The following is a 25,805-nucleotide window of genomic DNA, read 5'->3' as shown; positions in this document are numbered from 1 at the left end:
CGCAGTGCTTAACGTTGTGCTTAAGGTGGCGCTTAAGGTCGTTCCCAGCACGCGCATTGAGCGTGTGAGTGGCTGGGCGTCGCAGGAGGTGCGGCCGTTGTCCGGTCGTTGGGCGCGGCGCGATTGCGCCGGCGCGAGAGAGTCTTGCATCCGTACCGGTGATGTCATGCTGTCTGTCAGGCCTGTATGAAGTCCGAATGCGACACGTCGGCGCGGGCCGGCGGTGTCGCGTGAGCGTTTCGTCTAGCGGTTACGTCTAGAGCGTCGGTCATTCGTGTCGGTTCCGGCCGTCTCGCATATTGCACTACGAACGGCCCTCGCCAACTGACACGGGTCTGCTGGAAAGAGACTGCTGGCAGTATAACCGAGTGCACCTGTGATACCTTAGGGCCTGTCACTGACAGTGCTCATGGGGGATGTCCGCCATAGGCAGGCGTTTGCCAGTGTTTGCCAATGAAGACCAGTGCAATCCGGCTCACGCTCGCCAGGCTCCTTGCCCGGCCGCTACCGGACGTGGAGACTACGGCGCGGCGGGTATCCCCCGCCTCGTTCCAATATAACGATACGAACGCGACACATCGAATGGCTACCGGGTTTTATACGCACCCCGATTGCGTCCGTCACGAGATGGGCGAGTGGCATCCGGAATGTCCCGAGCGGCTGCGCGCCATCGAGGATCAACTGATCGCCGGGCGCATCGACGGCTTGCTCGAGCGCCGTGAAGCGCCAGCGGCCGATGAGGCCAGCCTGCGACTCGTGCACACGCAAGATCACATCGACTTCATCCGCGACAATATCCCTGAAACGGGCTATTTCCCCATCGATCCCGACACATTGCTCAATCCGTATTCGTGGCGTGCTGCCACGCGTGCGGCAGGCGCTGCGGTGGCGGCAACCGATGCGGTCATTCGCGGTGAACTGGACAACGCGTTCTGTAGCGTGCGCCCGCCGGGCCATCACGCGACGCCGACACGCGCCATGGGCTTCTGCCTGTTCAACAACGTGGCGATTGCGGCGGCTCACGCGCTGGAAGTACACGGTCTGTCGCGCGTGGCCATCGTCGACTTCGACGTGCATCACGGCAACGGCACCGAAGCGGCTTTCGCCAACGACGATCGCGTGCTGATGTGCGGCATCTTCCAGCACCCGTTCTATCCGTTCTCGGGCGCCGATCACCCCGCACCGAACATGCTCAATATCCCGCTCTCGGCGCGGACATCGGGCATGGCGGCGCGCGAGGCCATCGACTACGGCTGGCTCGGGCAACTCGACGCGTTTCGTCCCGAGATGATTTTCTTCTCGGCAGGCTTCGATGCGCATCGCGAAGACGATCTCGGTAACCTCGGGCTGACCGAAGCGGACTTCACGTGGATGACCGAACGCGTGAAGGCCATTGCCGATCGTCACGCGAAGGGGCGCATCGTGAGTTGTCTCGAAGGGGGCTACAACCTCTCGGCACTCGGCCGCAGCGTTGTGGCGCATCTGAAGGTGCTCGCCGACGTTTGAGCGGCTTTCGAGCGGTGCCTTCACTTCACCCCATTCGATGCCGCGCGGCATGACGTGGCACAGGAGACGATCATGAGCGCTACCGACGAATCGCTGGTTCTCACCACGCGCGGTGAAGGTGATCTCGCGGGCGTCGTGACGCTCACGCTGAATCGTCCGCGCCAGTTCAACGCCTTGTCCGAAGCGATGCTCGATGCGCTGCAACACGCGCTCGATGCCATCGCGAACGAAGACAGCGCGCGCGTTGTCGTGCTGGCCGCCGCAGGCGCGGCGTTCTGCGCCGGGCACGATCTCAAGGAAATGCGCGCCGAGCCGTCGCTCGACTACTACCGCCGACTCTTCAATCAATGCACCCGCGTGATGATGACCATGCAGCGCATGCCGCAACCCGTTATCGCACGTGTGCATGGCATTGCGACAGCGGCAGGGTGCCAGTTGGTGGCGATGTGCGATCTGGCGGTGGCAGCGTCGGCGGCACGCTTCGCGGTGTCCGGCATCAACGTGGGATTGTTCTGCGCGACACCGGGCGTGGCGCTCTCGCGCAATCTGTCGCGCAAGCAGGCGATGGAGATGCTGCTGACGGGCGACTTTATCGACGCCGAAACCGCGCGCGAACGCGGCCTCGTCAACCGTGTCGTGCCGATGGAGCGGCTCGACGCGGAAGTGGCGGCGCTCTGTGCATCGATACTCGCGAAGCCTGCGGCAGCAGTTGCCGCCGGCAAGGGCCTGTTCTACCGCCAACTGGAGACGGGCATCGAAGCGGCCTACCAGATGGCCGGCCAGACAATGGCGTGCAACATGATGGACGATTGCGCGCTCGAAGGCGTTCAGGCATTTATCGAAAAACGCGCCCCGGATTGGGCGAAGTCATGAAGCGTGCCGAACGAGACATGTGACCGGGCAAGTCGCCGCAACGGCAACGCTCGTATCCGTCCGCCACGCTAGCACCGCGTCGCGCGCTACCACTGCTTCTCCAGCACCAGCGGCCCCGGCGTTGCCGTGCGGCTCACGGCATAGCCGTTGCCGGTGAACCACGCGCGTAGCTCCTTCACCATGTCCGGATTGCCGCACACCATGATGCGCGACGTGGCAGGGTCGAGCGTCGCGCCCAATGATTTTTCCAACGCTCCCGATTCGAGCAATGACGTGATGCGGCCATAGAGCGCACCGGGGGTCTGCTCGCGCGTCACGCAAACGCCGAAGTGGAGCTTCTCGACGAGCGCCGGATCGACGTCGGGATGCGAGAAGTGGCGTAGTTCCTCGTAATAGGCGAGATCACGCTCCCAGCGCACGCTGTGCACCACGTAGATATTCCGGAAGCGTTGCCACACGGCCGGATCGCGCAGTATCGACACGAACGGCGCGAGGCCCGTGCCCGTGGCGAGAAGCCAGAGGTCGTCGCCACCGGTGAAGCGATCGAGTGTGAGAAAGCCGTAGGCAGTGTGATCGACGAACATTTCGTCGCCGACCTTGAGCTTCGCCATGCGTGGCGTCAGCAGCCCTTCGGGAATCGTGATTACGTAGAACTCCAACGTATCTTCGGCAGGCGAATTTACGAAGGAATACGCGCGCCAGATCAGTTGTCCGTCATCGCCGGGAAGGCCGAGGCGAACGAACTGCCCGGGCGCGAATTGCAGGCCGGGCGGCCGTGTGGTCTTGATGCTGAAGATCGTCGGCGTCCAGAAGTGCACGCCGGTGACGGTTTGCGGCGAGTATTTCGTCTGCGCTTGCATGCCGGGGCTCCTCGCGAATACGTACGAGCCCAGTGTAACGCGCAGCGCGGCCTATCGGGATGAGACCCTGCTACCGTGTTGGGATCGCAGGGCGAGCGGCCTCAAGCGCTATCGTGCGCGGGTTCGGGCGTCTTCGCGACCGGCAGGTGCTGCAACATCCACTGCGTGAGATCGCCAATGACCTTCTCGCGGTCGAGATCGTTGAGCGTCTCGTGAAAGTGGCCCTTGTAGAGATGGAGCGTCTTGTCCTGCGAGCCCGCGTTGTCATGAAACTGCTCGCTGGCCCACGGTGCGGTGAGTTTGTCCGCGGTGCCGTGAAAGACATACAACGGCAGATGCAGTGCATCGGCGTTGGCGTGAATGCGCGCCATCGCGTCGAGCAATTCGGCGGCGGTGCGTGCCGGGGTGCCGCGATAGGCGTTCAACGGATCTTGCTTGGCGGCGTCGACCACCGACTTGTCGCGCGAAATCATCGCCGGATCGATCTTGAAGACCGGCACCTTCGGCAGCCAGCGTGACACCCAGCGCCCGGCCTTGGCGAGCCACGGGGCAACGGGTTCGCCCGGCGCGAGGGCAGGGCTGCTCAGAATCAGCCCTCGCACGTGGGCGGGCGCTCGTGTGATCGTGTAGAGCGCGGCAATCGCACCCCCCATGCTGTGGCCGAGCACGAACAGCGGCACTTGTCCGAAGGTGTGGCGCACGTGGGTGAGAAAGATCTCGGTGTCGTCGAGATATTCGTCGAAGTGATTGACGAAGACGCGCGCACCGGCCGAGCGGCCGTGTCCGCGCAGGTCGTACGTGATGGTGGCGATCTGATGCGAGGCGAAGTGCTCGGCGAGCCGCGCGTAGCGCCCGCCGTGTTCGCCCATGCCGTGCACGATAGCGACCACCGCGCGTAGCGGCGCACTCGTGTTGCCCATGTTGTCGGGCCGCCAGCTCTGCACGTGCAGATCGAGGCCGTCGCTGGCCTTCAGACGCGATTCCGAATGCGTGGTCATGTCTTCCTCCTCGCCCGGCGGCAGGGCGCTTGTCACCGAATTCCAAATGGATCCCCGGCGGGCCGTCATGCGTGTGACAGTCTGAATTCCGGGTGCGCCATTCGATCATAGGCGTCTGTGCGACGGGTGGATTTCTCTAGAGGAAATGCACCACGAAGACACTGGTTGAGCGCCACGATTTGCATAAAAATAGCACGATCGTTCGGGGCGGTGATGGCGTATCGCCAAGTGCCACCGCGGTTCCGGCGCCGCTATCGCGAGGATCGCGCATGCGTGGCATATCCAGAGGGCGCATCGGCTCATTGCCACAAAATGCCATAAATATGCAATAAATGCGTCAGCAACCCTGTGGTTATAATGGCAGCGGATTGACGTAAACGTAACTTTGGAGCGAGTTCATGAAGATCCTTGTACCGGTCAAACGGGTAGTGGATTACAACGTAAAGGTTCGCGTGAAGAGCGACGGCAGTGGCGTCGACATTGCGAACGTGAAGATGTCGATGAATCCGTTCGACGAGATCGCGGTGGAAGAGGCGGTGCGTCTGAAGGAAGCGGGCGTGGCGACGGAAGTGATTGCGGTGTCCGCGGGTGTGGCGCAATCGCAAGAGACGCTGCGCACGGCGCTGGCCATCGGTGCGGATCGCGCGATCCTGATCGAATCGGATGAAGAACTGCAACCGCTGGCCGTGGCCAAGTTGCTCAAGGCCGTGGTCGACAAGGAGCAGCCGCAACTGGTGATCCTGGGCAAGCAGGCCATCGACGACGACTCGAACCAAACCGGTCAGATGCTCGCAGCACTCGCAAAGCTGCCGCAGGCGACGTTCGCTTCGAAAGTGACGGTGGCGGATAACCGCGCACAGGTCACGCGCGAAGTGGACGGTGGTCTGGAAACGATCTCGCTGTCGCTGCCAGCAGTCATCACGACCGACTTGCGCCTGAATGAGCCGCGTTATGTGACGCTGCCCAACATCATGAAAGCGAAGAAGAAGCCGCTCGAGACGGTGAAGCCTGCCGATCTGGGCGTGGATGTGAGCCCGCGTCTGAAGACGCTGAAGGTGGCCGAGCCGCCCAAGCGCAGCGCAGGGGTGAAGGTGGCGGACGTGGCAACGCTCGTCGACAAACTGAAGACCGAAGCCAAGGTCATCTAAGGGGACGACGAGATGAGCATTCTGGTAATCGCAGAACACGACAATCAATCGATCAAAGCGGCGACGCTGAACACGGTCGCTGCCGCCCTGCAATGCGGTGACGACGTGCACGTGCTGGTGGCTGGCAGCAACGCCAAGGCCGCTGCTGACGCCGCCGCACAAATCGCTGGCGTGAAGAAGGTGCTGCTCGCTGACGCGCCGTACTTCGCCGACGGTCTGGCGGAAAACATCGCCGACGAGGTGGTGTCGATCGCGGGCAACTATTCGCACATCCTGGCAACGGCCACCGCCTACGGCAAGAACATTGCCCCGCGCGTAGCCGCACTGCTCGATGTCGCCCAAATCTCGGATATCACGAAGGTCGACAGCGCGGACACGTTCGAGCGCCCGATCTACGCGGGTAACGCGATTGCGACGGTGCAAAGCGCCGACAAGGTGAAGGTGATCACGGTGCGCTCGACGGGCTTCGACCCGGCAGCCGCGACCGGTGGCAGCGCCGCAGTTGAGAGCATCGCTGCTACGCCGGACGCCGGTCTGTCGCAGTTCGTGGGCCGTGAAGTGACGAAGCTGGACCGTCCGGAACTCACGAGCGCGAAGATCATCGTCTCGGGCGGCCGTGGTCTGGGCTCGGGCGAGAACTACACGAAAGTGCTGGAGCCGCTGGCCGACAAGCTGGGTGCGGCGCTGGGCGCCTCGCGCGCGGCAGTGGATGCCGGTTATGTGCCGAACGACTATCAGGTCGGACAGACGGGCAAGATCGTGGCACCGCAGTTGTATGTGGCGGTGGGCATCTCGGGGGCGATTCAGCACTTGGCCGGGATGAAGGATTCGAAGGTGATCGTGGCGATCAACAAGGATCCGGAAGCGCCGATCTTCTCGGTGGCGGATTACGGTCTGGTGGGTGATCTGTTCACCGTCGTGCCGGAACTGGTGAGCGCGCTGTAAGTAAGAACGCTGTCACGAAATCGCGCTGCGGAGCGAGTCGAGAGACTGGCTTCGCAGCCGATTCACATGAGGACACGGGCGACGTGCTGCGTCTTCATATGAATCGGTCAGACACAAGACAATAAAAAATAAGAATCCCGGCATTCGCCACCATCCGCAGGCAAACGGAATTCCCTGGAGGAACGACATGAGTTATCAGGCCCCGATCAAGGACATGCAGTTCGTGATGAACGAGCTGGCGGACCTGTCGAGCATTGCCGCGTTGCCGGGCTACGAGGATGCCTCGCCCGAAATCGCACAGGCCGTGCTCGAAGAAGCCGCACGTTTTAACCAGGAAGTGCTCGCACCGCTGAACGTCATCGGCGATCAGCAGCCGAGCACGTGGAAGGACGGTGTCGTCACCACGACGCCGGGTTTCAAGGAAGCCTTCAAGCAATTCTCCGAAGCCGGCTGGCAAGGGGTGCTGCACCCGCAGGAATTCGGCGGCCAAGGCCTGCCGAAACTGGTGGCCACGCCCTGCACCGAAATGCTCAACGCGGCGAACCTGTCGTTCGCCCTGTGCCCGTTGCTGACCGACGGCGCTGTCGAAGCGCTGCTCACGGCCGGCAGCGATGCCCAGCGCGCGCTCTACGTGCCTAAGCTGCTCTCCGGCGAATGGACCGGCACGATGAACCTGACCGAGCCGCAGGCGGGCTCGGATCTCGCACTGGTGCGCACGCGTGCCGACCGCGCGGGCGACGGCACGTACAAGATTTTCGGCACGAAGATTTTCATCACGTTCGGCGAACACGACATGGCCGAGAACATCGTGCACCTCGTGCTGGCCCGCACGCCCGATGCGCCGCCGGGCGTGAAGGGTATCTCGTTGTTCATCGTGCCGAAGTTCAACGTCGATGCCGAGGGCAAGCTCGGCGCGCGTAACGACGTGCATTGCGTGTCGATCGAACACAAGCTCGGCATCAAGGCGAGCCCGACCGCCGTACTGCAATTTGGCGACAACGGTGGCGCAACCGGTTACCTGATCGGCGAAGAGAATCGCGGTCTCGAGTACATGTTCATCATGATGAACGCCGCGCGTTTCGCCGTGGGCATGCAAGGGGTCGCGGTCGCCGAGCGCGCCTATCAGCATGCGGTGGCGTATGCCCGTGATCGTTTGCAGAGCCGTCCGGTCGACGGTTCGTCGCGCGACGCGGTCGCGATCATTCATCACCCGGATGTGAAGCGCATGCTCATGACGATGCGCGCGCTCACCGAAGGGGCGCGTGCGCTGGCGTATGTCGCGGCGGCGCAGGCCGACATCGGCCACAATGCCGCTGATGCCGGCGAGCGCAAGCGCGCACAGGCCGTCTACGAGTTCCTGGTGCCGATCGTGAAGGGCTGGAGCACGGAGATGTCGCTCGACGTCACGAGCCTCGGCGTGCAGGTGCATGGCGGCATGGGCTTCATCGAAGAAACGGGCGCTGCGCAGTACTACCGCGATGCACGGATTCTGCCGATTTACGAAGGCACGACGGCCATTCAGGCCAACGACCTGATCGGCCGCAAGACGCTGCGTGATGGCGGCGCCGTGGCGCGTGCGCTGTTCGAGCAAGTGGCGGCCACCGAAAACGAATTGCGCGCCGCAGGCGGCGTGGCGACGAGCGTGGCCGAGCGTCTGGCCAAGGGCCGTGAAGCGTTGTCGATCGTGGTCGATTACGTCATCGCGAACACGCAAGACAACGCGAATGCCGTGTTTGCCGGCAGCGTGCCGTACCTGAAGCTTGCGGGGATCGTGCTGGGTGGCTGGCAAATGGGCCGTGCGTTGCTGGCAGCGCAGGCGCGTCGTGCGGAAGATCCGGCGTTCTACGATGCCAAGATCGGCACTGCACGTTTCTTTGCCGACCACATCCTGACGCAAGCACCGGGTCTCGCACAGTCGATCACCGAGGGTGCAGATTCGGCGCTGTCGCTGAGCGAAGCGCAGTTCTGACGCGTAACGTTAGCTTCGGTAGCGAGAAAGAAAAAAGGCGGCCTGCGGGCCGCCTTTCTTTTTGCCGTCAGCGCACGACATTCATCGCACGAAAAAAAACGGCACTGCGCGAACGCAGTGCCGTGTATTGGGTCCCCGCCACAGCCGCTAAGCCGGCATCCTGAACCGGGAGGTTCAAGGTGGTCGCGGTTAGTAGCGCTTTGGGTTCATCAGACAGAGTGACGCTCACGCCAGCACTACAAACTTCCGCAACCTGCAAAAAGCATTGGTTCAAGGAATCTATGACTTTCGCAAACCAGGCAGGGAAAACTAACCTTTTGAATCGCGCGACAGCCTGTGAATTTCTACGTTGACTCAGCTTTGATACTGGTCGATCACAGCGCTTAATCGATCGTTCATGCGTTGCATTCTACTCTGAATTTCTTCAGCGGGGAAAGATTGTCCAGCAGCAATACTTTTTTCCAGTGCAAGCAATTCGGATGCCAGGCTCAACGCTGCCATGACGGCAATCCGGTCGGTGCCGCGCACGCTGCTTTGTGCACGAACCTTGCTCATTTCGGCATCGACGCGCGAGACGGCGGAGAGCAGATCAGCCTCGTGTTCCGGGGGGCACGCGAGACGGTACGACTGTTCCAGAATATGAACTTCGAGCTGCTTGATCGTCATGCGTGTTCTCCACCGGGGGTACCGAGCAGATCCATCTGACCCTCAGCAGGGTTTTGCGACGGAAGCTTTTCCAGAATGGCATTCAGGCGAACCTGAGCCTCGTCGATCTTGGCGGCGAGCTGATCGCGCTGCAAACGCAGGGCGTCGCGCTCGGCGCGTAATTGTTCAATCGCGGCGCGGGTATCGTCGCATTCGGCGCGTGTGCGCTCAAGCTCACTTAGCAGTGCCTGATTGTGTTGATGAAAACGTTGGCTTATCACAACCAACTGTTCGATTTTGTCAGTGAGATTGTCGAGATCGGTGAGCATCGGGCTGCGTCCTCTTAATTGCCCTACATTCTAACGGAATCGGCGGCCAATGCCCGATGAACGAGCATTGACGCTCGTCCGATTGACCCCTACACTTGCGGCGCTTCGGTGCTCGCGCACGCCCCCCGGCATGCGCAGTTAAACGGGAAACAGGGAGCCGCGCCCCCACACGGGCTGGCCAACCTGTGCTGCCCCCGCAACGGTAAGTCATCATTTCGGCCATAAAGGTTTCCGAAAACGCGCTTCGCCTCAATCGCCACTGCAAGTGTTTCACTTGTGGGAAGGCCGGTCAGGCGTGACGATGACCAGCCCGGATACCGGCCGAGCGAGTGGGGAAAAGTCATGCCGCCCGGCCCTGCCGCTGGCGGCTCGCCGTCGTTTTCATGTGTCGATGCGATTCCATCCGACTTGCATCCGTGACCTGTCGCCGGCGCTCCCCGTGCGCTGACGACCCGCGGGGGAACGGGTCAAGGCAAAAAAGAAAACTACGGAAGTCACACCAGATCATGCGCTCCCACGTTCGCGCTATGGCGCCGCACGCGCCTGCCTTTGTTCCTGCCCCGCGTACCGTCGCTCTCGTTTGCGCCTCGCTCGCTGCCTCGCTGAGCTTCGCCGTGCACGCCCAGTCTGCCGCGCCAGCCACTGCTGCGACTGCGGCTGAAACGACTGCCGCACCGGCCGCTCCCGTCACTGTCGCGGCCAACACAGCCACCAGCGACAACACCACGGCGGCACAGCTCAAGACCACGGTCGTCACGGCGTCGCGCACCGAGCAGAAGCTGGCCGACACGCTCGCCGCCACTTCGGTGATCACGCGCGAAGACATCGAACAAAGCCAGGCGCAGGACTTGCCGACGCTGCTGCGCGGTCAGGCCGGTGTGGAAATCGCGCAGAACGGCGGCTTCGGCACGTCGGCCAGCATTTTCATGCGCGGCGCGGCGTCGAACGCCTCGCTCGTGCTCATCGACGGCGTGCCGGTCAACTCGGCCACCACGGGCACGACCAACATCGCACAGATTCCGGTGTCGCAAATTGACCACATCGAAATCGTGCGCGGCAATGTTTCGGCGCTCTACGGGTCGCAAGCCGTGGGCGGTGTGATTCAGATCTTTACCCGCAAGGGCGATGGCGGCCCGCCGCGCGCCTACGCGGAAATCGGTTACGGCACGAACAACACCACGCAGGCCAACGCCGGCATTGCGGGCTCGTTCAACGACGGCAAGACCAACTTCTCGCTGGATGTGTCGCGCTTTCACACGAATGGCATCACGGCCATCGACCCGCGCTTCTATCCGAAGAATGTGAACCCGAACCGGAACGGTGACGACAACACGAGCGTGAGCGCGTCGATCTCGCAAAAGCTCGGCGACACGTGGGAAGTCGGCGTGCGCCTGTTCCAGAGCGACGGCAGCAGCAGCTACGACAACGCCTACGGCAAGCCCACCGATCTGAACGATACCGACGCCCGCGTGCGTCAGATCTCGGGCTACGCGAAGGGCAACGTCACCGACAAGTGGAGCACGCGCTTCTCGGTCACGCAGGGCGACGATTACAGCTACAACTATCTGAACGGCAAGGGCAACGGCAACTTCCACACGTCGAGCAATCAGATCGACTGGGGTAACGAATACGCCTTCATGCCCGACCAGAAGCTCATCGCCGGCTACACCCGTCTGGAGCAGACCGTCGAGAGCAGCACCAACTACGGCCGCAACAACCGCCACGTCGATTCGGGCTACCTCGGCTACGAAGGCACCTTCGGCAAGCATCAGGTGCAGGCCAACGTGCGCCGCGACGTGTACTCCGACTTCGGCGGCGCTAACAGCTACTGGGTCGGCTACGGCTACAACCTGACGCAGCAATGGAAGTTGATGGCCAACGCGTCTGACGGCTTCCGCGCACCGACCTTCAACGACCTGTTCTACCCGGGCTACGGCAATCCGAACCTGCAACCCGAGCGTTCGATCTCGAAGGAACTCGGCGTGCAGTTCAACGGCGGCGAGCGTCTGGGTCTGGTCAAGCTGACCGGTTTCCAGACCAAGTACACGAACCTGATTCAGGGCCTGACGGTGTTCCCGTACACGGCCTCGAATGTGGCCAAGGCGCGTGTCGAAGGGCTTGAACTGACGTACACCGGCCGTCCGATTTTCGGCGTCGACGTGCGGGCCTCGTTCACGCGTCAGAACCCGACCGATCTGGATGCCGACAAGCAACTCGCCCGCCGTGCCAAGCAGTTCGGCTCGGTCGGCTTGTCCAAGCGCTTCGACAAGTTCACCGTCGGCGGCGACGTGTTCTACAGCGGCGAGCGCTACGACAGCGGTGGCCAGCATCTGGGCGCGTACACGCTCGTGAACCTGCAAGCGCGTTACGATATCGACAAATCCTGGTACGTCTCGGCGCACCTGGACAACGTCTTCAACAAAAACTACCAGACGGTTTATGCCTACAACACGATCGGGCGCGCGATTTACGTCACGCTCGGCTGGAAGCAGTTCTGACGCACCGGCATCGCGGGGCGTAGCGGCATGACGCTGCGCCGCGCACTCGCCATCTGGACGGCACTCGCCAGCCTCGCGCTGGCGGTGCTCGTGGCGTCGCTCATGCTGGGCAGCGTGCCGGTCTCGCTACATGAGATCGGCGGTCTGATGCTCGGGCACGACGTCGGGCTGGCCGGCGACGTGGTCTGGCGTCTGCGCCTGCCGCGTGCGCTGGCCGCCTTCGCCTGCGGCGGATTACTGGCGGTGTCGGGCGCGCTCATGCAGACGCTGCTGCGCAATCCGCTGGCTGACCCTTACGTGCTCGGTATCTCCGGCGGTGCGGCCGTCGCAGCACTGGCTTCGCTCGCGCTGATGCTGCCTTTCTTCTGGGTGCAGACGAGCGCCTTCTTCGGTGCGCTGGCGGCCATTGCGCTCGTGATGGCGCTTTCGCACCGCAGCTTTTTCCGTCCCGGCGAACAAGACAGCAGCGCTCGCCTGCTGCTCACCGGGGTGATGATGGCCGCCGGTTTCGGCGCGCTCGCGATGCTGATTCTCACCTTGGCCCCCGACGCCAGCCTGCGCGGCATGTTGTTTTGGCTCACCGGCGATCTCAATGGCGTCGACCGTGCCACGTTGCCGCTGCTGGCACTGGGCGCGACGCTGCTCATCGTCTGCCCGGTGGCCCATCGGCTGAACGTGCTGCTGCGCGGCGAAGCCGTGGCGCAGGCCGTCGGCGTGTCGGTCGGACCGCTGCGCGCGCGCATCTATCTGGCGGCGTCGCTGGCCACCGCGGTGGCGGTGACCACCGCCGGCAGCATCGGCTTCGTTGGCCTCGTCGTGCCGCATATTCTGCGACTGCGCTTCGGTAACGATCAGCGCATGCTGCTGCCCGCTGCGGCATTGGCGGGCGGCGTGTTGCTGATGGTCGCGGATCTGGTCGCACGTACCGTCATTGCGCCGACACAACTGCCGGTCGGCGTGATTACCGCGATCATCGGCGTGCCGCTGTTCCTCTGGTTGCTCTCGCGACGGGTGATTCGATGAGTCCCTCGTCGCAGGCGCCCACTTCGCTGTTGCACACTCACGCGCTGACGTTACGCGCGGGCGAGCGAGTGCTGGTGGACTGGCTCGACTTTGCCGTTTCCCCCGGCGAATGCTGGTGCCTCGCCGGTCCGAACGGCGCGGGCAAGACCACACTGCTCAGCACGCTCGCCGGCCTGCGCAGCATCGACGAAACTCCGCATCGCGACGACGCCATTGCCGCCTCCGGCCGCGTCGATATCGCGGGCAAACCACTCGCGCAGTGGCGCGTCGGCGCACTCGCGAAGGTGCGCGCGCTCATGCCGCAGCAAACGCGCGACGCGTTCGGCGCGACGGCGCTCGAAGTCGTGCTCGCGGGCCGGCATCCGTATCTGGCACAGGGCCGTTGGGGCGCATGGGAATCGGACGAGGATATTGCCGCTGCGCTCGACGCACTGGCGCAGGTCGGGCTCGAATCGTTTGCGCAGCGCGATGTCACCACGCTCTCGGGCGGTGAGCGTCAGCGCGTGTCGCTGGCAGCAGTACTGGCACAGGCGACACCATTGCTATTGCTCGACGAACCGATCTCGCATCTCGATCTGCACCACCAGATGGATGCTCTCGAACGTCTCGCAGAACACGCGGCACGCGACGATGCTGCTGTGGTCTTTTCCTGCCACGATCTGAATCTCGCCCGCCGTTTCGCCACCCATGCGTTGTTGCTCGATGGGCGGGGGGCATGGCGCGCCGGACCGGTGCGCGACGTACTCACGGCCGAATATTGCAGCGACGCATTCGGTTACCCGCTACGCCTCATTCGCGACGGCGAGGACGAGGCACTCGTGCCCGCCCGCCGTGGCTAAGGCGCTGGCTTTTCTCACCATGCCCGTGCGTGGCATCGCGCCACGCGCCCGTGGTCACAGTTTTTACAGGTGCTGTTCATGACGACCGAAACGCCACAACCCGATCCCAACGCCACCCCTGACGGCAGCAACGCCGACGAGGCCCGCAACGAGCGCCATCGTGCCCGCATGGTGCGCAAGAAGGCGCTGATCGACGGCAAGATTGCGCAGGCGCAACACGATTGCGGCGTGCTCGTCATCACCACCGGCAATGGCAAGGGCAAGTCCAGCTCGGGCTTCGGCATGGTCGTACGTGCGATGGGCCACGGCATGAAGACGGGCGTGGTGCAGTTCATCAAGGGCGCGATCCCGACGGGCGAAGAGAAATTTCTGCGCCGTTTTCCGGAGGAATGCGAGTTTCACGTGATGGGCGAAGGCTACACGTGGGACACACAAGACCGCATGCGCGACATCGCCAAGGCCGAAGCGGCCTGGGAGCAGGCGCGCCGTATGCTGGCCGACGCATCGTTCGGCCTGCTGTTGTTCGATGAACTCAATATCGCGCTCAAGCTTGGCTATCTCGATGTGAATACCGTGATCGCCGATCTGGAGTCGCGCCCGGAGATGCAGCACGTCGTGATCACCGGCCGGGGCGCACCGCAGGCGCTCGTCGACGCGGCAGACACGGTGACCGACATGACGCCGGTCAAACACGCCTTCGCGCAGGGCATTCGCGCGCAGCCCGGCGTGGAAATGTAAGCGACGTCCTCCGGCTCTACCCATCCGTCACGCCGCCGTTTTTCGTTTTCGTTTCAGGAAGTCTCACGCATGACCGCAATGACCGCATACAGCCCGCTGCTGGCCGAATTGTTCGAGGTTGCCGCGCCGTCCGCCGCCATGGACGCCGCGTTGCAACACGCCATCGATATCAAGACGAAGCCGCCCGGCAGCCTCGGCGCGCTGGAGCGCATCGCGCTGCAAATCGGCCGTATCCAGCAGAGCGTGACGCCTGAGCTCACGCGTCCGGCCATGCTGGTGTTCGCGGGCGATCACGGCATCGTGGCGTCGGGCGTGAGCCCGTATCCGCAGGCGGTCACGGCGCAGATGGTGCTCAACTTTCTGCGCGGTGGTGCGGCGATCAACGTGTTCTGCCGCGCCAATCAGATCGAGATGGAAGTGATCAACGCGGGCGTGGCGGCCGACTTCCCGGCGCATGCCTCGCTGGTGGATATTCCCGTCGCGCGTGGCACGCAGAATTTTCTCGAACGCCCGGCCATGTCGCGCGAACAGCTTGAAGCGGCGCTCGCTGCCGGTGCCGCGCGCGTGGTCGCCCATGCGCAGCGTGGCACGCGCATGATCGGCTTTGGCGAAATGGGCATCGGCAACACCTCGGCAGCGGCCTGTGTGATGCAGCGACTGACGGGCTTGCCGCTCGCCGCCTGCGTGGGGCGCGGCACCGGCGTGGACGACGCAGGACTGGCGCGCAAGACGGCGGTGCTGGCGCAGGCACTCGACGCTCATCCGGTGAGCGGTGAAGTCGATCCGCTCGATGTGCTCGCGACATTCGGCGGCTTCGAGATCGCAATGATGACCGGCGCGTATCTGGCGGCGGCCAAGCTGGGGCTCGTCGTTGTGGTCGACGGTTTCATCAGCACGTCGGCGTTGCTCGTGGCCGCGCGTCTCGCCCCGGCCGTCCTCGATTACTGCCTCTTTGCGCACGCGTCGGACGAAGCCGGTCATCGTGCCATGCTCGACGCACTGGGTGCACAGCCGCTGCTGCAACTGGGGCTGCGACTGGGTGAAGGCACCGGCGCGGCGCTGGCCATGCCGCTGATTCAGGCGGCTGCGGCGTTCCTGCGCGAGATGGCTACGTTCGAAGGCGCAGGCGTGAGCGATCGCGACACACCGGCAGCATGACGACATGACAACATCGCCCCCCGATCCGTCTGACGAGAATCCCGCACCGCTTCCCGGCGAGGGGACGGCGTCGCACGCGGTCGTGCCGTCGGCGCCCGGCCCGGATGCACATGACGGATGGGGCAAGCAGCAACTTCGGCTTTTCCTGACGGCACTCGGCTATTTCACGCGCGTGCCGATTCCCTCGTGGGTGGGCTATTCGCCCGCGCAACTGAACGCGGCGACGCGCTACTTCCCGATGGTCGGGGTATTCGTCGGTGTGCTGGTGGCGGTGTTGACGGTGGCGATGGGCATGCTCTGGTCACCGCGTCTGTCGATTGCGCTGGGGCTTGCGGTGAGTGTGCTGCTGACCGGCGCGTTTCATGAGGACGGCCTTGCCGATTCGGTCGATGCCTTTGGCGGTGCGTTCGAGCGCGAACGCGTGCTGGAGATCATGCACGACTCGCGCATCGGCACCTATGGGGCGGTTGCTCTCTGGCTGGCGCTCGCCATCAAATGGCAGGCGCTGGTCGATGTGCAGACGGCGTTCGGATGGAGTGGCTTTGCGGTCGTGCTGATCGGCGCCCACGCGGCGAGCCGTTGCATGGCGATCAGTCTGTTGCGCGCGCTCGACTATGTGCGTGCACAGGGCAAGGCGAAGCCGGTCGCACAACGTCTGAGTCTCGAAGGCTTGTTGTTCGGTGTGGCGTGCAGCGTGCCGTGGGCATTCTGGCCGGATTGGCGCGCTGGCGCGACCGGCGTGGTGGTACTGATCGTGCTGCGCGCGGCGTTCATTCGCTATCTGCGCCGACGACTGGGTGGCTATACCGGCGATACGCTGGGTTTCGCGCAACAGATCGGCGAACTCGCGCTGTATCTGACGGTGTGCGCATGGATCTGATTCTCTTACGGCATCCGCCGCCCGACGTTGCCCCGGGCATCTGCTACGGGCAGACAGACCTGCCGGCCGACGCGGCGCAGTTCGACGCGCGTGTGGCGATCATGCGAGAGAACGTTGCGACATGGCTCGATGGCCGCGTGCCCGTCGCTGTCCATAGCAGCCCTTTGCAGCGCGCTCGCAGCGCAGCGAATGTGATTGCCGAATCGTTCGGCATGCCGGTGATGGAGGATGCCCGTCTGTCGGAGATGCACTTCGGCGAGTGGGAAATGCAGCGCTGGGACTCCCTCGATCGCGCGCAACTCGATGACTGGGCACACGATGTCGAAGGTTTTGCGCCGCCCGGTGGTGAGTCGGCACGCGATGTCGTGTTGCGCATGGACGCGTGGGCGAAGGCGGCGCTGCGGGCTTCGACGGCGAACGCTGCACGAGACGTGCACATCGCCGTGACGCACGCCGGACCGATCCGGCTGCACACGGCGACGGCACTACGCCTGCCGACAACGGCGTGCCTGTCGTGGGCACTCGGCTTCGGTGCCGCTTGCGAGTTGCACTTCAGCGACGACGGACACGCACGGCTGGTGCGCTGGAACGCCTGAACGATTACTGCGCGTGCGCCTGCGTACGCCGCTGACGCGCGATATCGAGGTCTTCGCACATCGTGCGTGCACCGTCGAGAATGCGCGGGCCGGGGCGGTTGATCAGATCGCCGTCGATGCCGAAGAGATTGTTGTTCGCCACGGCAGGCAATTGTGTCCACTTGCGCCAGCTATCGAGCGTGGCGAGCGGCTTGTCTGACTTTGTCGCGCCGGGCGTGGCCGTGAACATCGCTTCCGGCCGTTTGGCGAGCACGGCCTCGATCGACACGCGCGGCACCAGCGCGGGCTCGTCGGCGAAAATATTGACGCCGCCGCAAAGGCGGATCACGTCGCTCACCATATGCGTGCCGTTGAGCGTCATCAGCGGCTGCGTCCACACTTGATAGAACACTGACACCGGCGCGCGCGACGAATATTGCGTGCGCAGCGCTTCGTAACGTGCCCGGAACGCGTTGGCGGCCGCCTGCGCTTTAGCGGGGGTGCCGGTGAGCGCTCCCAGACGCTCGATGGCATCGGGCAGGTCGGTCAAATGCTTGGGTTCCGAATAGAACACGGGCAACTTCAACTGACGCAGCGCTTCGACTTGCCGCTGCGAATTGCCATGCATCCACACCACCAGCAGGTCCGGTTTGAGCGCGAGAATGCGTTCGAGATCGAGGGCGCTGTTGTCACCCACGCGGGTGATGCGTTTGGCCGCTTCGGGGTAATCGGAGTAGGCCACGGCACCGACTACGCGGTCGCCTGCACCGGCGGCGAATAGCAGTTCGGTCGCGTGCGGTGCCAGACTCACGATGCGCTGTGCAGGGGCCGCCAGCGTGACGGTGGCACCAGTGTCGTCCTTCACGGAGATCGCGGCATGCGCGCCCGCGGTGAAGCAGAACACCGAAAGCACAGTCGTAAAAACAGCGACGACATGGCGTGCGCGGTGACGGGAGACAGCCTGAAGAGTGAGCGACATTGACCGGCGTGCGAGGCAGAAAGGGTTAATGGGGCGCAGAGCGGAGTGGTGCGTCGACCGCGAGGACGACAAAGCCCCGCCATTGTCGACGTGTTGCCGCGACGCTGCAAGGCGGCGCGGCGCAGGGGCGTCAGCGTGACGAGAGGCAGAGTAAGATGCCCCCGTGGCGAACTGACGTCACCGGGTTGCGGTCGAACGATGCGTAACCTGCCCGGGCATCTACGCCGGGGCGAGCCAAGGAGTCAGAAGACGTGAAACGAAATTTCGGGATATTGAGTGCGCTGATGGTGGCGCTGACGGTCATGCTCGGCGCTTGCGCCAATACCGGTAGCGGCACGGGCGATTCGAGTTCGTCGGCCCGCAGCGGCAGCGGCACGGGCAAGGTGGAAGCCTACGGTGTCATCGATGGCGGTGTGACCATCGTCAAGTAAGCCGGATCGTCGCGACCCGGCGACATAGCGACATGGCGACATGGCACCGTAACGACATAACGATGTAAACGACTACGCCCCCTGAGCTCAGACGAGTTCAGGGGGCGTAGTCGTTTCAGCGCACCGCAGGATCGACCGGATGCCCGATCGAAGCCCGCGGCAGCGCCGTGCAGCGTTAGTTGGAAGCCGGAGCCGGGGCGGCAGCGCCTGCATCCGAAGCCGGTGCCATGGCGGCGCCTGCATCGCTGGCCGGGGCGCTATCTGCCGGGGCAGCAGCCGGTGCCGATGCCGACGTGTCGGCAGCCGGCGCGGCGGTTTGATCGTCCTTCTTCGAGCAACCCACCATCACGACGGTGGCGGTCACGAGCGTAGCGAGCAACAGCGGAAGTTTTTTCATTTGGTCGTCCTTTTGATATAGGGAAAGCCCTTGCGAAAGAACCCTCAGTCTAACGGCGCCCTGAGGCGAAGGCTGTGTGCATTTGTTGCAGAAATGCTTCAATTTGTAACGAAAACGGCGGCAAACGCACGTCGTTTAATACGGCGTAAGGCGCCGATGGCACTGAGGGTGCCCGTGAGGCCGTGCGCCGTCGGTTGAACGGGCAGGGCACGTCCGTTCAGAAGCATAACGGGGAAATTTGATACCCGCCGGGCACGGCAGTTCCCGAAAAATTCAGGACACCGGTGCGTCGGCCAGCCCGTCGGCGAGGCGCTGCCAGCCGGATTCGTCCGCAGGAAGACCCAATCGGAGGCTGGGCAGCGACTGAATGGCGGCCGTTGTGACGGCTGCGCCTGCCGGTGATATTGCTGCCGGTATGGCTACGGGCCGAGCGTCGAACAGACGTGTCCAGACGCCTTGCGCGGCCAGCGTTTCGTGCCAGACGGGGGCCAGTGGATGCGGGGCCCATGCGAACAGCGGTGTGCCCAGCGCTGGCCAGCCATGGCGGCGTAACAGCGCGAGAAGCCGCTCGCCGTCGTGCTGCAAGCGCTCACGTGCGGCAATTTGCCACGCGGTGTCACGCAACGCGGTGCGCACCGCAAAACGCGCAGGGCCGCTGACCGTCCATGCCCCGAGAGTCTGCGCCAGTGACGCACCCAACGTCGGCGGGCACAGGGCAAACCCCGCCCGAATCCCCGCCAGTCCGAAGAATTTGCCAACGGAGCGCAACACGACGAGACCGTCCTGCCCGACCTGCGAGGTGATCGACGCCGCAGGTGACGCATCCGCGAACGCTTCATCGACGATCAGCATCCCGCCACGGTTCGCGAGTGAAGCTTGCCATGATGACAAGGTTTCGCGCGAGACGTGCCGCGTCGTCGGATTATCGGGATTTACCCAGACGAGATAGTCGACATCCGGGAGTCCGGCCTCCGGACCCGTCCATGGCACGAGCGTATGGCCGGCGCGCGCGAAGGCGGGGGCATATTCGCTGTAGGTCAGCGAGGCCACCGCCACGCGCCCCGGGCGCAACAGCGTCGGTATCGCCCGGATGACCGCCTGCGACCCGGCGCAGGGCACGATCGTGTTCACCGGCACGCCGTAGTAGTTGGCGGCAATGTCGGTCAGATCGTCGAAGGCGTCGGGCAGGTCGCGCCACGCCTCGGGCGGCGGCATCGGCACGGGATAGCCCTGCGGATTGATGCCGGTCGACAGGTCGAGCCAGTCTTCGCGTGCGCGTCCGTAGCGGGCAATGGCTTCGCCCAGATTGCCGCCATGGCGTGGTGCAGGTGGTGCGGCGGCAGCGGTTACCGGTGTTGCTGAAACGCTCACAACACCCCCACGGTGGCGGCGTCGGCCTGCGATGCAGCAAAGAGCGCGAGCGCACCGCTCACCACGAGCCACATCCACATGGAACGTGAAATGAGCCGCCACGCGGCCTTGATGTGTTGTGCGGACGGTTCCGTGCCGCATCCCAGCGGCGGGCGGGTTTCCCACTCGCCGTGATAGCGGGCGGGGCCGCCCAGTTGCACGCCGAGACTGCCGGCGCCGGCGGCCATGACGGGCCCGGCATTGGGGCTCGACCATGCGCTCGCCTGTGTGCGCCAGCAGTCGATGGCGCGGGCGACGTCGCCGAAGATGGCGTAACTCGCCGCCGTGAGACGTGCCGGAATCCAGTTGAGCAGATCGTCGATGCGGGCCGCGGGGCGGCCGAAATACAGGAATTGTTCGGTGCGGTAGCCCCACATGGCGTCGAGCGTGTTGGCGAGGCGAAACAGCACGACGCCGGGCGCTCCGGCAATGGCAAACCAGAAGAGGGCGCCGAAGATGGCGTCGTTACCGTTCTCGAGCGTCGATTCGACGGCGGCGCGTGCGATGTCGGACGCACTCGCGTCTTCGGTATCGCGCGACACGATGCGTGCGGTCAGCTCACGCGCTCGCGTGAGGTCGCCGTCTTGCAGCGCGCGGGCAATGGGCATGACGTGTTCGCGCAGGCTGCGTGCACCGAGCGCCGCGTACAGGGCTAGTGCCTGCCAGAGGATGCCGCCCCAGCCGGGCAGAAAGGTCAGTGCCCACGTGATGAGGACGGGCACGAGCAACATGAGCGCCCACGCCCACGTGCCGCGCACCATCGCGGTGAAGGGCTTGTCGCGGATGTCGGGCGAGTTCAGCCACGCTTCCACGCCGTTGGCGATGAAGCCGAAGCCGACGAGCGGATGCCAGCGCTTCGGCTCACCGAGCCACGCGTCGAGCAGCACGCCGATGAGGCCGGCGAGCCAGAGAGATTCAGGGGCGAGTCCGGTGAGCATCCGCCATCATCCTTTGACGGCCATGGGCAGGCCGGCGACGACAAATCGCACTTGCGGTGCCAGCGCAGCAACGCGCTGGTTGAGACGGCCGAGTTCATCGACATAGCGTCGCGTGAGCGAGCCCATCGGGATCACGCCGAGTCCGATCTCGTTGCTCACGACGATGAGTTTGCCGGGGGCGGTCGAGAGCGCGTGCGTCAGTTGGCCGACAACGTCATGCCATTGCGTATCGTCTGCTGGTGCGTCAGGACCGTCGTCAGGCGGACAGAGCCACCCGGCCAGCCACAGCGGCAGGCAGTCGATGAGCAGGCAGTGTCCTTCGCGGGCAGTTTCCAGCACGGCACCGGCGAGATCGCGGCCGACTTCCACGGTGGGCCAGTGCGCTGGCCGGCTGGCCCGGTGGTGCGCGATGCGGGCGCGCATCTCGGGTTCGTCGCTCACCGCAGCGGTGGCGAGATAGCTGACTGGCAGGCCGCTCTCCGAGGCGAGGCGTTCGGCGAACGCACTCTTGCCGGAGCGCGCGCCACCCAGCACGAAAGTCAGGTCGTGGGCACTCATGGGCGATATTGTACGAGCGCCCGATGCGATAATCCGCACCATGAGTGAAATCCCTGCCAATTCCAGCGCAACGTCCTCGCGACGCCTCCGTGGCACCTTGATGATTCAGGGCACGTCCTCCGACGCGGGCAAGAGCACGGTGGTGGCCGGGCTCTGCCGGCTGCTTTATCGCGAGGGCGTGCGCGTTGCGCCGTTCAAGCCGCAGAACATGGCGCTCAATAGCGCCGTGACGGCCGACGGCGGTGAAATCGGACGCGCGCAGGCGTTGCAGGCGCAAGCGGCGGGTATTGCGCCGCACACGGACTTCAACCCGGTACTGCTCAAGCCGAGCAGCGACCGTGGCGCTCAGGTGATCATCGGCGGCAAGGTGGTGGCCGATCTCGACGCGCGGGCCTATCAGGAATACAAACCACGTGCGATGGCGGCCGTGCTGGCCGCCTATGAGCGGCTACGCACGGGCTACGACGCGGTGATCGTGGAAGGGGCGGGCAGTCCGGCCGAAGTGAATCTGCGGGCGCGCGATATCGCGAACATGGGTTTTGCCGAAGCCGTCGATGCGCCGGTGTTGCTCGTGGCGGACATCGACCGTGGCGGGGTCTTCGCGCAGTTGGTCGGCACGCTGGCGTGTTTGTCGGACAGCGAGCGCGCGCGCATCAAGGGGTTCGTCATCAATCGCTTTCGCGGCGATCCGTCGTTGCTCACGAGCGGGCTGGAATGGGTGGAGGCGCGCACGGGGATTCCGGTGCTGGGGGTGTTGCCGTATCTGCACGGGCTGCATCTCGATGGCGAGGACATGCTCCCCGGCGAGCGTCACACGGCGGCCAGCGGCGAGACGCGATTGCGGGTGACGGTGCCTGCACTGCCGCGTATCAGCAATCACACGGATTTCGACGCATTGCGGGCGCATCCGCAGGTGGACTTCCGCTACGTAAGCGCGGGGGAGCCGTGGCCGGCCTCGGATCTCGTGATTCTTCCCGGCAGCAAACACGTGCGTGCCGACTTGGCGTGGCTGCGGGCGCAAGGCTGGGAACCGGCCATTGCGCGCCACCTGCGCTACGGCGGCAAAGTGCTCGGCATTTGCGGCGGCTTGCAGATGCTCGGGACGGCGATTCACGATCCGGACGGTTTGGAAGGCGACGCCGGTACGACGGCGGGCCTCGGCTGGCTGGAGATCGAGACAACGATGGAGGCGCAGAAGCAGTTGCGCGTGGTCAGCGGGCGTCTAAGCGCGGGCGATGCACCGGTGCGTGGCTACGAGATCCACATGGGCGTGACGCGCGGGGCGGCGCTGGCGCGTCCGGCAGCGCTGCTGGCAGGCGAGGGCGGCGACGTGCCCGACGGGGCCCGCTCTGAGGACGATCAGGTCATGGGCACGTATCTGCACGGCCTGTTCGATACGCCGGAAGCCCTGCAAGCGCTGCTGACATGGGCCGGTGCACGCGATATCGAAGCGCAGGACTACAACGCGCTGCGCGAGGCTTCGCTGGACCGCCTCGCCGATTCGTTCGCTGCGCATCTGGATTTGTCGCGTGTGTGGGGCTGTCTGCGGTGAGGCTGGCGGGCTCAGTGCCCGAGACGTGCCGCCGGTTGCCGCCGGAAGCCGTCACGCAGCCGTTGTAAGATGTGCGGAAAATCGACCTCGGGGAGTGCGTAATGCCGGTGATCGTGGTGGCGAATCCGAAAGGCGGCGTGGGCAAGAGCACGCTGGCAACGAATCTGGCGGGCTATCTGGCCGCTCAAGGGCACGCGGTGATGCTGGGCGACACTGACCGCCAGCAGTCCTCCCGGGCCTGGCTGGGGCTGCGTCCGCCAGCGCTACGGCCCATTGCGACTTGGGATGTGGATCATAGTGAGATCGCCCGTCCGCCCAAGGGCACGACGCACGCGGTGCTCGACACCCCCGCCGGTCTGCACGGCAAACGGCTGGAGACGGTGCTCAAACTCGCCAATCACGTGCTGGTGCCATTGCAGCCGTCGATTTTCGATATCCTCGCGACGCGCGACTTCCTGCAAAAGCTTCAAGAGGAGAAGGCGGTCCGTCAGGGCGACGTGCGTATCGGCGTGGTCGGCATGCGCGTCGATGCCCGTACCCGCGCCGCCGATCAACTCGCCCGCTATTGCGACGAAGCCGGCTTGCCAGTGCTCGGCATGCTGCGCGACACACAGAACTACGTGCAACTCGCCGCGCACGGGCTCACGCTGTGGGATGTGGCTCCCAGCCGTGTTGAACGCGATCTGCCGCAGTGGCAGGGGATCGTTAAGTTTGTAGGGGAATAAGGCTGGGTAGGGCTGCGCGTGCTCTCCCCACCGCCTAGTCTCTCGGTCGGCCGCCGGCACGCCACCCGTTTTCGTCGCTCCACGTCATTCGCTTTGGAAAACGGGCAGCGCACCGGCGGCTCGTCATCCTCCCCCTGTCCGTTGCAACCCACCCCTGCGCTCACTTCCCCCTGTTCCTCCCCATGCCCCGTGCGCCCACTCACGCGGTCGGTCGCCGACACGCCCAACCATTTGCGTCACTTCGCATCTGCAAACGGTCGGACGCGCCGTCGACTCGTTTCAACGCTCGCTGTCCGTTGCAACCGCGCTTGCTGTCGGCGTCATTTTGGGGTTCTCTTCTTGAAACGAAAAACCGGCCATTTCGGCCGGTTTTTTTGTGCTGCGCGTTCTTCTTTCTTACTTTTTGCTTATTTTGCTGCGTCGAAGGCGCGGGTTTCTTCCCACGCTTGCAGCGGTACGTGATCGCGCTCGCCCTTCTGCACGTTCTTCTCGTCAACAAACACGAGCTGCGGCTTGAAGCCCGCCAGCACATCCTTGTTGTCGACCTGCGCATACGACACGATGATCACGATGTCGCCCAACTGCGCACGGCGGGCCGCGGCACCATTCAACGAAATCATGCCGCTGCCGCGCTCGCCACGAATGGCATACGTCGTGAAACGCTCGCCGTTGTTGACGTTGAAGATGTCGATCTGCTCATTCTCGACCAGACCCGACGCTTCAAGCAGGTTCTCGTCGATGGCGCACGAGCCCTCGTAATGCAATTCGCAATGCGTCACGGTGGCGCGGTGGATCTTCGACTTGAGCATGGTGCGGTACATGGCTTGCCTCTTGTGTTGCAATGTCGCGCACTCCGCGCGACGAATTAAGCACGCGCATCCGACACGCGCACGATATCTGCCAGCCTCGCCTCTCGCCCATCCTGCGACACCGCGCAGTCAGACGCCAGACGCTGCCGGCACTCGGATTCAGATTTCCAGATTGTCGATCAGACGCGTCGCGCCCAGCTTCGCAGCAGCCAACACGACGAGACTCTCGGCCGGTGCGGTGCCCGGGGCCGGTGCCCGCAAATTGGCACGCTGGCGAATGGACACGTAATCCGGTGCCCAGCCGCGCTCACGCAAGGTCTGCATGGCAGCGGCTTCGAGCGCCTCGTAATCGGTCTTGCCGCTGTTGACGTCGTCGCGAATCTGGCCCAGCAGACGGTACAGCTGCGGCGCTTCTGCGCGCTCGGTCTCCGACAGGTAACGATTGCGCGAGGACAGCGCGAGGCCGTCGTCGGCGCGCACGGTCTCGGCAGCAATGATTTCGATCGGCAGTGCGAACTGTCGGCACATGCTGCGCACGATCATCAGTTGCTGGTAATCCTTCTTGCCGAACACGGCCACGCGCGGCTGCACGCAGGAGAACAACTTGGTGACGACGGTGCACACGCCCTTGAAGAACCCCGGGCGGAACTCGCCTTCGAGAATGTCGCCCAGATCGGTCGGCGGCTCGACGCGATACTCCTGCGGCTCGGGATACATCTCCTTCTCGTCGGGCGAGAAGAGCACGTAGACGTTCTCGCGCGTGAGCTTCTCGACGTCATCCATCATCGTGCGCGGGTATTTGTCGAAGTCTTCGTTCGGCCCGAATTGCAGTCGATTGACGAAGATGCTGGCCACGACCGGGTCGCCGTGCTGGCGCGCCAGTCGCATCAGCGACAAATGCCCTTCATGGAGATTGCCCATCGTGGGCACGAAGGCAACGCGATTCTGTCCGCGCAGTTGATCGCGCAGTTCGTGAATCGAGGGGATGACTTTCATTGAGGTTCCGTGCGTGGCGTATGTGG

26 protein-coding genes, 1 other RNA gene and 1 riboswitch are annotated in these 25,805 nt (G+C 64.2%); of the genes, 15 read left to right on the top strand and 12 right to left on the bottom strand.

Features of this window, described 5'->3' with window-relative positions; translation table 11 throughout:
• Positions 1 to 582: 582 nt before the first annotated feature.
• Together CDV44_RS14840 and CDV44_RS14835 are read left to right on the top strand one after the other, a co-directional pair.
• Positions 583 to 1,506 (top strand): histone deacetylase family protein, encoded by a 924-nt coding sequence (locus tag CDV44_RS14840; protein ID WP_087688658.1) that lies wholly within the window; start codon positions 583 to 585, stop codon positions 1,504 to 1,506.
• 72 nt (positions 1,507 to 1,578) lie between these two features.
• Entirely contained in the window at positions 1,579 to 2,379 is an 801-nt protein-coding gene (locus CDV44_RS14835) for an enoyl-CoA hydratase (RefSeq protein ID WP_087688657.1), read from the top strand.
• An 86-nt stretch (positions 2,380 to 2,465) separates the two neighbouring features.
• Here CDV44_RS14835 and CDV44_RS14830 read toward each other — a convergent pair whose 3' ends face one another.
• Together CDV44_RS14830 and CDV44_RS14825 are read right to left on the bottom strand one after the other, a co-directional pair.
• Positions 2,466 to 3,239, bottom strand: a complete 774-nt coding sequence (locus tag CDV44_RS14830) for a ferredoxin--NADP reductase (RefSeq protein WP_087688656.1) — start codon at positions 3,237 to 3,239, stop codon at positions 2,466 to 2,468.
• A gap of 101 nt (positions 3,240 to 3,340) precedes the next feature.
• A complete protein-coding gene (locus tag CDV44_RS14825) occupies positions 3,341 to 4,237 on the bottom strand; it encodes an alpha/beta hydrolase (RefSeq protein ID WP_249277551.1) in 897 nt (298 codons plus the stop codon).
• Positions 4,238 to 4,635: 398 nt separating this feature from the next.
• Here CDV44_RS14825 and CDV44_RS14820 point away from each other — a divergent pair, with 398 nt between their 5' ends.
• From CDV44_RS14820 to CDV44_RS14810, 3 genes are all read left to right on the top strand, one after another.
• On the top strand, positions 4,636 to 5,385 hold the full coding sequence (locus CDV44_RS14820; RefSeq protein WP_087688655.1) for an electron transfer flavoprotein subunit beta/FixA family protein: 750 nt from the start codon (positions 4,636 to 4,638) through the stop codon (positions 5,383 to 5,385).
• A 12-nt stretch (positions 5,386 to 5,397) separates the two neighbouring features.
• Positions 5,398 to 6,330 carry an electron transfer flavoprotein subunit alpha/FixB family protein gene (locus CDV44_RS14815; protein WP_087688460.1) on the top strand — a complete coding sequence of 311 codons (933 nt, stop codon included), beginning with the start codon at positions 5,398 to 5,400 and terminating at the stop codon, positions 6,328 to 6,330.
• Between the two features lie 187 nt (positions 6,331 to 6,517).
• Complete coding sequence (locus CDV44_RS14810; protein ID WP_087688654.1) at positions 6,518 to 8,299, top strand: acyl-CoA dehydrogenase; 1,782 nt, start codon at positions 6,518 to 6,520, stop codon at positions 8,297 to 8,299.
• A 128-nt stretch (positions 8,300 to 8,427) separates the two neighbouring features.
• Here the strand turns inward: CDV44_RS14810 and ssrS are convergent.
• The 3 genes from ssrS to CDV44_RS14795 all read right to left on the bottom strand — a co-directional run bounded on the left by ssrS (position 8,428) and on the right by CDV44_RS14795 (position 9,273).
• Positions 8,428 to 8,608, bottom strand: a non-coding RNA gene (gene ssrS, locus CDV44_RS14805) — 6S RNA.
• 45 nt (positions 8,609 to 8,653) lie between these two features.
• Positions 8,654 to 8,965: a cell division protein ZapA gene (locus tag CDV44_RS14800; RefSeq protein ID WP_058375459.1), complete on the bottom strand. Its 312-nt coding sequence runs from the start codon at positions 8,963 to 8,965 to the stop codon at positions 8,654 to 8,656.
• Positions 8,962 to 9,273 (bottom strand): hypothetical protein, encoded by a 312-nt coding sequence (locus CDV44_RS14795; protein ID WP_058375458.1) that lies wholly within the window; start codon positions 9,271 to 9,273, stop codon positions 8,962 to 8,964. The genes CDV44_RS14800 and CDV44_RS14795 overlap by 4 nt, the downstream gene beginning before the upstream one ends.
• An 89-nt stretch (positions 9,274 to 9,362) precedes the next feature.
• A riboswitch (cobalamin riboswitch) is annotated at positions 9,363 to 9,614 on the top strand.
• Between the two features lie 165 nt (positions 9,615 to 9,779).
• Here CDV44_RS14795 and CDV44_RS14790 point away from each other — a divergent pair.
• The 7 genes from CDV44_RS14790 to CDV44_RS14760 all read left to right on the top strand — a co-directional run bounded on the left by CDV44_RS14790 (position 9,780) and on the right by CDV44_RS14760 (position 17,005).
• Complete coding sequence (locus CDV44_RS14790) at positions 9,780 to 11,771, top strand: TonB-dependent siderophore receptor (protein ID WP_087688653.1); 1,992 nt, start codon at positions 9,780 to 9,782, stop codon at positions 11,769 to 11,771.
• 27 nt (positions 11,772 to 11,798) lie between these two features.
• Positions 11,799 to 12,794 carry an iron ABC transporter permease gene (locus CDV44_RS14785; protein ID WP_087688652.1) on the top strand — a complete coding sequence of 332 codons (996 nt, stop codon included), beginning with the start codon at positions 11,799 to 11,801 and terminating at the stop codon, positions 12,792 to 12,794.
• Positions 12,791 to 13,633 carry an ABC transporter ATP-binding protein gene (locus tag CDV44_RS14780; protein WP_087688651.1) on the top strand — a complete coding sequence of 281 codons (843 nt, stop codon included), beginning with the start codon at positions 12,791 to 12,793 and terminating at the stop codon, positions 13,631 to 13,633. The genes CDV44_RS14785 and CDV44_RS14780 overlap by 4 nt, the downstream gene beginning before the upstream one ends.
• 78 nt (positions 13,634 to 13,711) lie before the next feature.
• Positions 13,712 to 14,371, top strand: a complete 660-nt coding sequence (gene cobO / locus CDV44_RS14775) for a cob(I)yrinic acid a,c-diamide adenosyltransferase (protein WP_087688787.1) — start codon at positions 13,712 to 13,714, stop codon at positions 14,369 to 14,371.
• A gap of 69 nt (positions 14,372 to 14,440) precedes the next feature.
• The gene (cobT, locus tag CDV44_RS14770) at positions 14,441 to 15,529 is read left to right on the top strand and encodes a nicotinate-nucleotide--dimethylbenzimidazole phosphoribosyltransferase (RefSeq protein WP_087688650.1); all 1,089 of its coding nucleotides are present in this window, start codon (positions 14,441 to 14,443) and stop codon (positions 15,527 to 15,529) included.
• A 4-nt stretch (positions 15,530 to 15,533) separates the two neighbouring features.
• Positions 15,534 to 16,409 carry an adenosylcobinamide-GDP ribazoletransferase gene (locus tag CDV44_RS14765; protein ID WP_087688649.1) on the top strand — a complete coding sequence of 292 codons (876 nt, stop codon included), beginning with the start codon at positions 15,534 to 15,536 and terminating at the stop codon, positions 16,407 to 16,409.
• Positions 16,400 to 17,005, top strand: coding sequence for a histidine phosphatase family protein (locus tag CDV44_RS14760; protein WP_087688648.1), 606 nt, complete (start codon positions 16,400 to 16,402; stop codon positions 17,003 to 17,005). Before CDV44_RS14765 ends, CDV44_RS14760 begins: the two co-directional genes overlap by 10 nt.
• A gap of 4 nt (positions 17,006 to 17,009) precedes the next feature.
• Here CDV44_RS14760 and CDV44_RS14755 read toward each other — a convergent pair whose 3' ends face one another.
• The gene (locus tag CDV44_RS14755) at positions 17,010 to 17,963 is read right to left on the bottom strand and encodes a cobalamin-binding protein (RefSeq protein WP_087688647.1); all 954 of its coding nucleotides are present in this window, start codon (positions 17,961 to 17,963) and stop codon (positions 17,010 to 17,012) included.
• Positions 17,964 to 18,214: 251 nt separating this feature from the next.
• Here CDV44_RS14755 and CDV44_RS27820 point away from each other — a divergent pair, with 251 nt between their 5' ends.
• Positions 18,215 to 18,394, top strand: a complete 180-nt coding sequence (locus CDV44_RS27820) for a hypothetical protein (RefSeq protein ID WP_140413439.1) — start codon at positions 18,215 to 18,217, stop codon at positions 18,392 to 18,394.
• Between the two features lie 175 nt (positions 18,395 to 18,569).
• Here CDV44_RS27820 and CDV44_RS14750 read toward each other — a convergent pair whose 3' ends face one another.
• The 4 genes from CDV44_RS14750 to cobU form a co-directional block, all read right to left on the bottom strand.
• Positions 18,570 to 18,791 carry a hypothetical protein gene (locus tag CDV44_RS14750; protein ID WP_058375452.1) on the bottom strand — a complete coding sequence of 74 codons (222 nt, stop codon included), beginning with the start codon at positions 18,789 to 18,791 and terminating at the stop codon, positions 18,570 to 18,572.
• Between the two features lie 273 nt (positions 18,792 to 19,064).
• Positions 19,065 to 20,162, bottom strand: coding sequence for a threonine-phosphate decarboxylase CobD (cobD, locus tag CDV44_RS14745; RefSeq protein WP_087688646.1), 1,098 nt, complete (start codon positions 20,160 to 20,162; stop codon positions 19,065 to 19,067).
• Positions 20,159 to 21,139, bottom strand: a complete 981-nt coding sequence (cbiB, locus tag CDV44_RS14740; RefSeq protein ID WP_087688645.1) for an adenosylcobinamide-phosphate synthase CbiB — start codon at positions 21,137 to 21,139, stop codon at positions 20,159 to 20,161. The genes cobD and cbiB overlap by 4 nt, the downstream gene beginning before the upstream one ends.
• Positions 21,140 to 21,145: 6 nt before the next feature.
• A complete protein-coding gene (gene cobU / locus CDV44_RS14735) occupies positions 21,146 to 21,697 on the bottom strand; it encodes a bifunctional adenosylcobinamide kinase/adenosylcobinamide-phosphate guanylyltransferase (protein ID WP_087688644.1) in 552 nt (183 codons plus the stop codon).
• 40 nt (positions 21,698 to 21,737) lie between these two features.
• Here cobU and CDV44_RS14730 point away from each other — a divergent pair, with 40 nt between their 5' ends.
• Complete coding sequence (locus CDV44_RS14730; RefSeq protein ID WP_249277550.1) at positions 21,738 to 23,249, top strand: cobyric acid synthase; 1,512 nt, start codon at positions 21,738 to 21,740, stop codon at positions 23,247 to 23,249.
• Between the two features lie 101 nt (positions 23,250 to 23,350).
• The gene (locus tag CDV44_RS14725) at positions 23,351 to 23,974 is read left to right on the top strand and encodes a ParA family protein (protein ID WP_087688642.1); all 624 of its coding nucleotides are present in this window, start codon (positions 23,351 to 23,353) and stop codon (positions 23,972 to 23,974) included.
• Positions 23,975 to 24,381: 407 nt separating this feature from the next.
• On the opposite strand, the gene panD is transcribed toward CDV44_RS14725, so the two are convergent.
• Positions 24,382 to 24,795, bottom strand: a complete 414-nt coding sequence (panD, locus tag CDV44_RS14720; RefSeq protein ID WP_058375448.1) for an aspartate 1-decarboxylase — start codon at positions 24,793 to 24,795, stop codon at positions 24,382 to 24,384.
• Positions 24,796 to 24,942: 147 nt separating this feature from the next.
• Positions 24,943 to 25,779, bottom strand: a complete 837-nt coding sequence (panC, locus tag CDV44_RS14715) for a pantoate--beta-alanine ligase (protein ID WP_087688641.1) — start codon at positions 25,777 to 25,779, stop codon at positions 24,943 to 24,945.
• Positions 25,780 to 25,805: the final 26 nt, after the last annotated feature.

Origin of the sequence: Pandoraea sp. PE-S2R-1 (genome assembly GCF_002179865.1) — a bacterium.
Classification (GTDB): Bacteria; Pseudomonadota; Gammaproteobacteria; order Burkholderiales; family Burkholderiaceae; genus Pandoraea.
This window is presented reverse-complemented; position numbering and strand designations above follow the sequence as displayed.

Bases quoted from the DNA above. Each gene is read 5' to 3' on its own strand.
- CDV44_RS14785 (WP_087688652.1), top strand. From the start codon at position 11,799: ATGACGCTGCGCCGCGCACTCGCCATCTGGACGGCACTCGCCAGCCTC.
- CDV44_RS14800 (WP_058375459.1), bottom strand. From the start codon at position 8,965: ATGACGATCAAGCAGCTCGAAGTTCATATTCTGGAACAGTCGTACCGT.
- CDV44_RS14815 (WP_087688460.1), top strand. From the start codon at position 5,398: ATGAGCATTCTGGTAATCGCAGAACACGACAATCAATCGATCAAAGCG.
- CDV44_RS14830 (WP_087688656.1), bottom strand. From the start codon at position 3,239: ATGCAAGCGCAGACGAAATACTCGCCGCAAACCGTCACCGGCGTGCAC.
- CDV44_RS14755 (WP_087688647.1), bottom strand. From the start codon at position 17,963: ATGTCGCTCACTCTTCAGGCTGTCTCCCGTCACCGCGCACGCCATGTC.
- CDV44_RS14835 (WP_087688657.1), top strand. From the start codon at position 1,579: ATGAGCGCTACCGACGAATCGCTGGTTCTCACCACGCGCGGTGAAGGT.
- cobO (WP_087688787.1), top strand. From the start codon at position 13,712: ATGACGACCGAAACGCCACAACCCGATCCCAACGCCACCCCTGACGGC.
- CDV44_RS14765 (WP_087688649.1), top strand. From the start codon at position 15,534: ATGACAACATCGCCCCCCGATCCGTCTGACGAGAATCCCGCACCGCTT.
- CDV44_RS14810 (WP_087688654.1), top strand. From the start codon at position 6,518: ATGAGTTATCAGGCCCCGATCAAGGACATGCAGTTCGTGATGAACGAG.
- panD (WP_058375448.1), bottom strand. From the start codon at position 24,795: ATGTACCGCACCATGCTCAAGTCGAAGATCCACCGCGCCACCGTGACG.
- CDV44_RS14730 (WP_249277550.1), top strand. From the start codon at position 21,738: ATGAGTGAAATCCCTGCCAATTCCAGCGCAACGTCCTCGCGACGCCTC.
- CDV44_RS14795 (WP_058375458.1), bottom strand. From the start codon at position 9,273: ATGCTCACCGATCTCGACAATCTCACTGACAAAATCGAACAGTTGGTT.
- CDV44_RS14820 (WP_087688655.1), top strand. From the start codon at position 4,636: ATGAAGATCCTTGTACCGGTCAAACGGGTAGTGGATTACAACGTAAAG.
- CDV44_RS14750 (WP_058375452.1), bottom strand. From the start codon at position 18,791: ATGAAAAAACTTCCGCTGTTGCTCGCTACGCTCGTGACCGCCACCGTC.
- CDV44_RS14840 (WP_087688658.1), top strand. From the start codon at position 583: ATGGCTACCGGGTTTTATACGCACCCCGATTGCGTCCGTCACGAGATG.
- CDV44_RS14725 (WP_087688642.1), top strand. From the start codon at position 23,351: ATGCCGGTGATCGTGGTGGCGAATCCGAAAGGCGGCGTGGGCAAGAGC.
- CDV44_RS14790 (WP_087688653.1), top strand. From the start codon at position 9,780: ATGCGCTCCCACGTTCGCGCTATGGCGCCGCACGCGCCTGCCTTTGTT.
- CDV44_RS14780 (WP_087688651.1), top strand. From the start codon at position 12,791: ATGAGTCCCTCGTCGCAGGCGCCCACTTCGCTGTTGCACACTCACGCG.
- cobT (WP_087688650.1), top strand. From the start codon at position 14,441: ATGACCGCAATGACCGCATACAGCCCGCTGCTGGCCGAATTGTTCGAG.
- cobU (WP_087688644.1), bottom strand. From the start codon at position 21,697: ATGAGTGCCCACGACCTGACTTTCGTGCTGGGTGGCGCGCGCTCCGGC.
- CDV44_RS14760 (WP_087688648.1), top strand. From the start codon at position 16,400: ATGGATCTGATTCTCTTACGGCATCCGCCGCCCGACGTTGCCCCGGGC.
- CDV44_RS14825 (WP_249277551.1), bottom strand. From the start codon at position 4,237: ATGACCACGCATTCGGAATCGCGTCTGAAGGCCAGCGACGGCCTCGAT.
- cbiB (WP_087688645.1), bottom strand. From the start codon at position 21,139: ATGCTCACCGGACTCGCCCCTGAATCTCTCTGGCTCGCCGGCCTCATC.
- panC (WP_087688641.1), bottom strand. From the start codon at position 25,779: ATGAAAGTCATCCCCTCGATTCACGAACTGCGCGATCAACTGCGCGGA.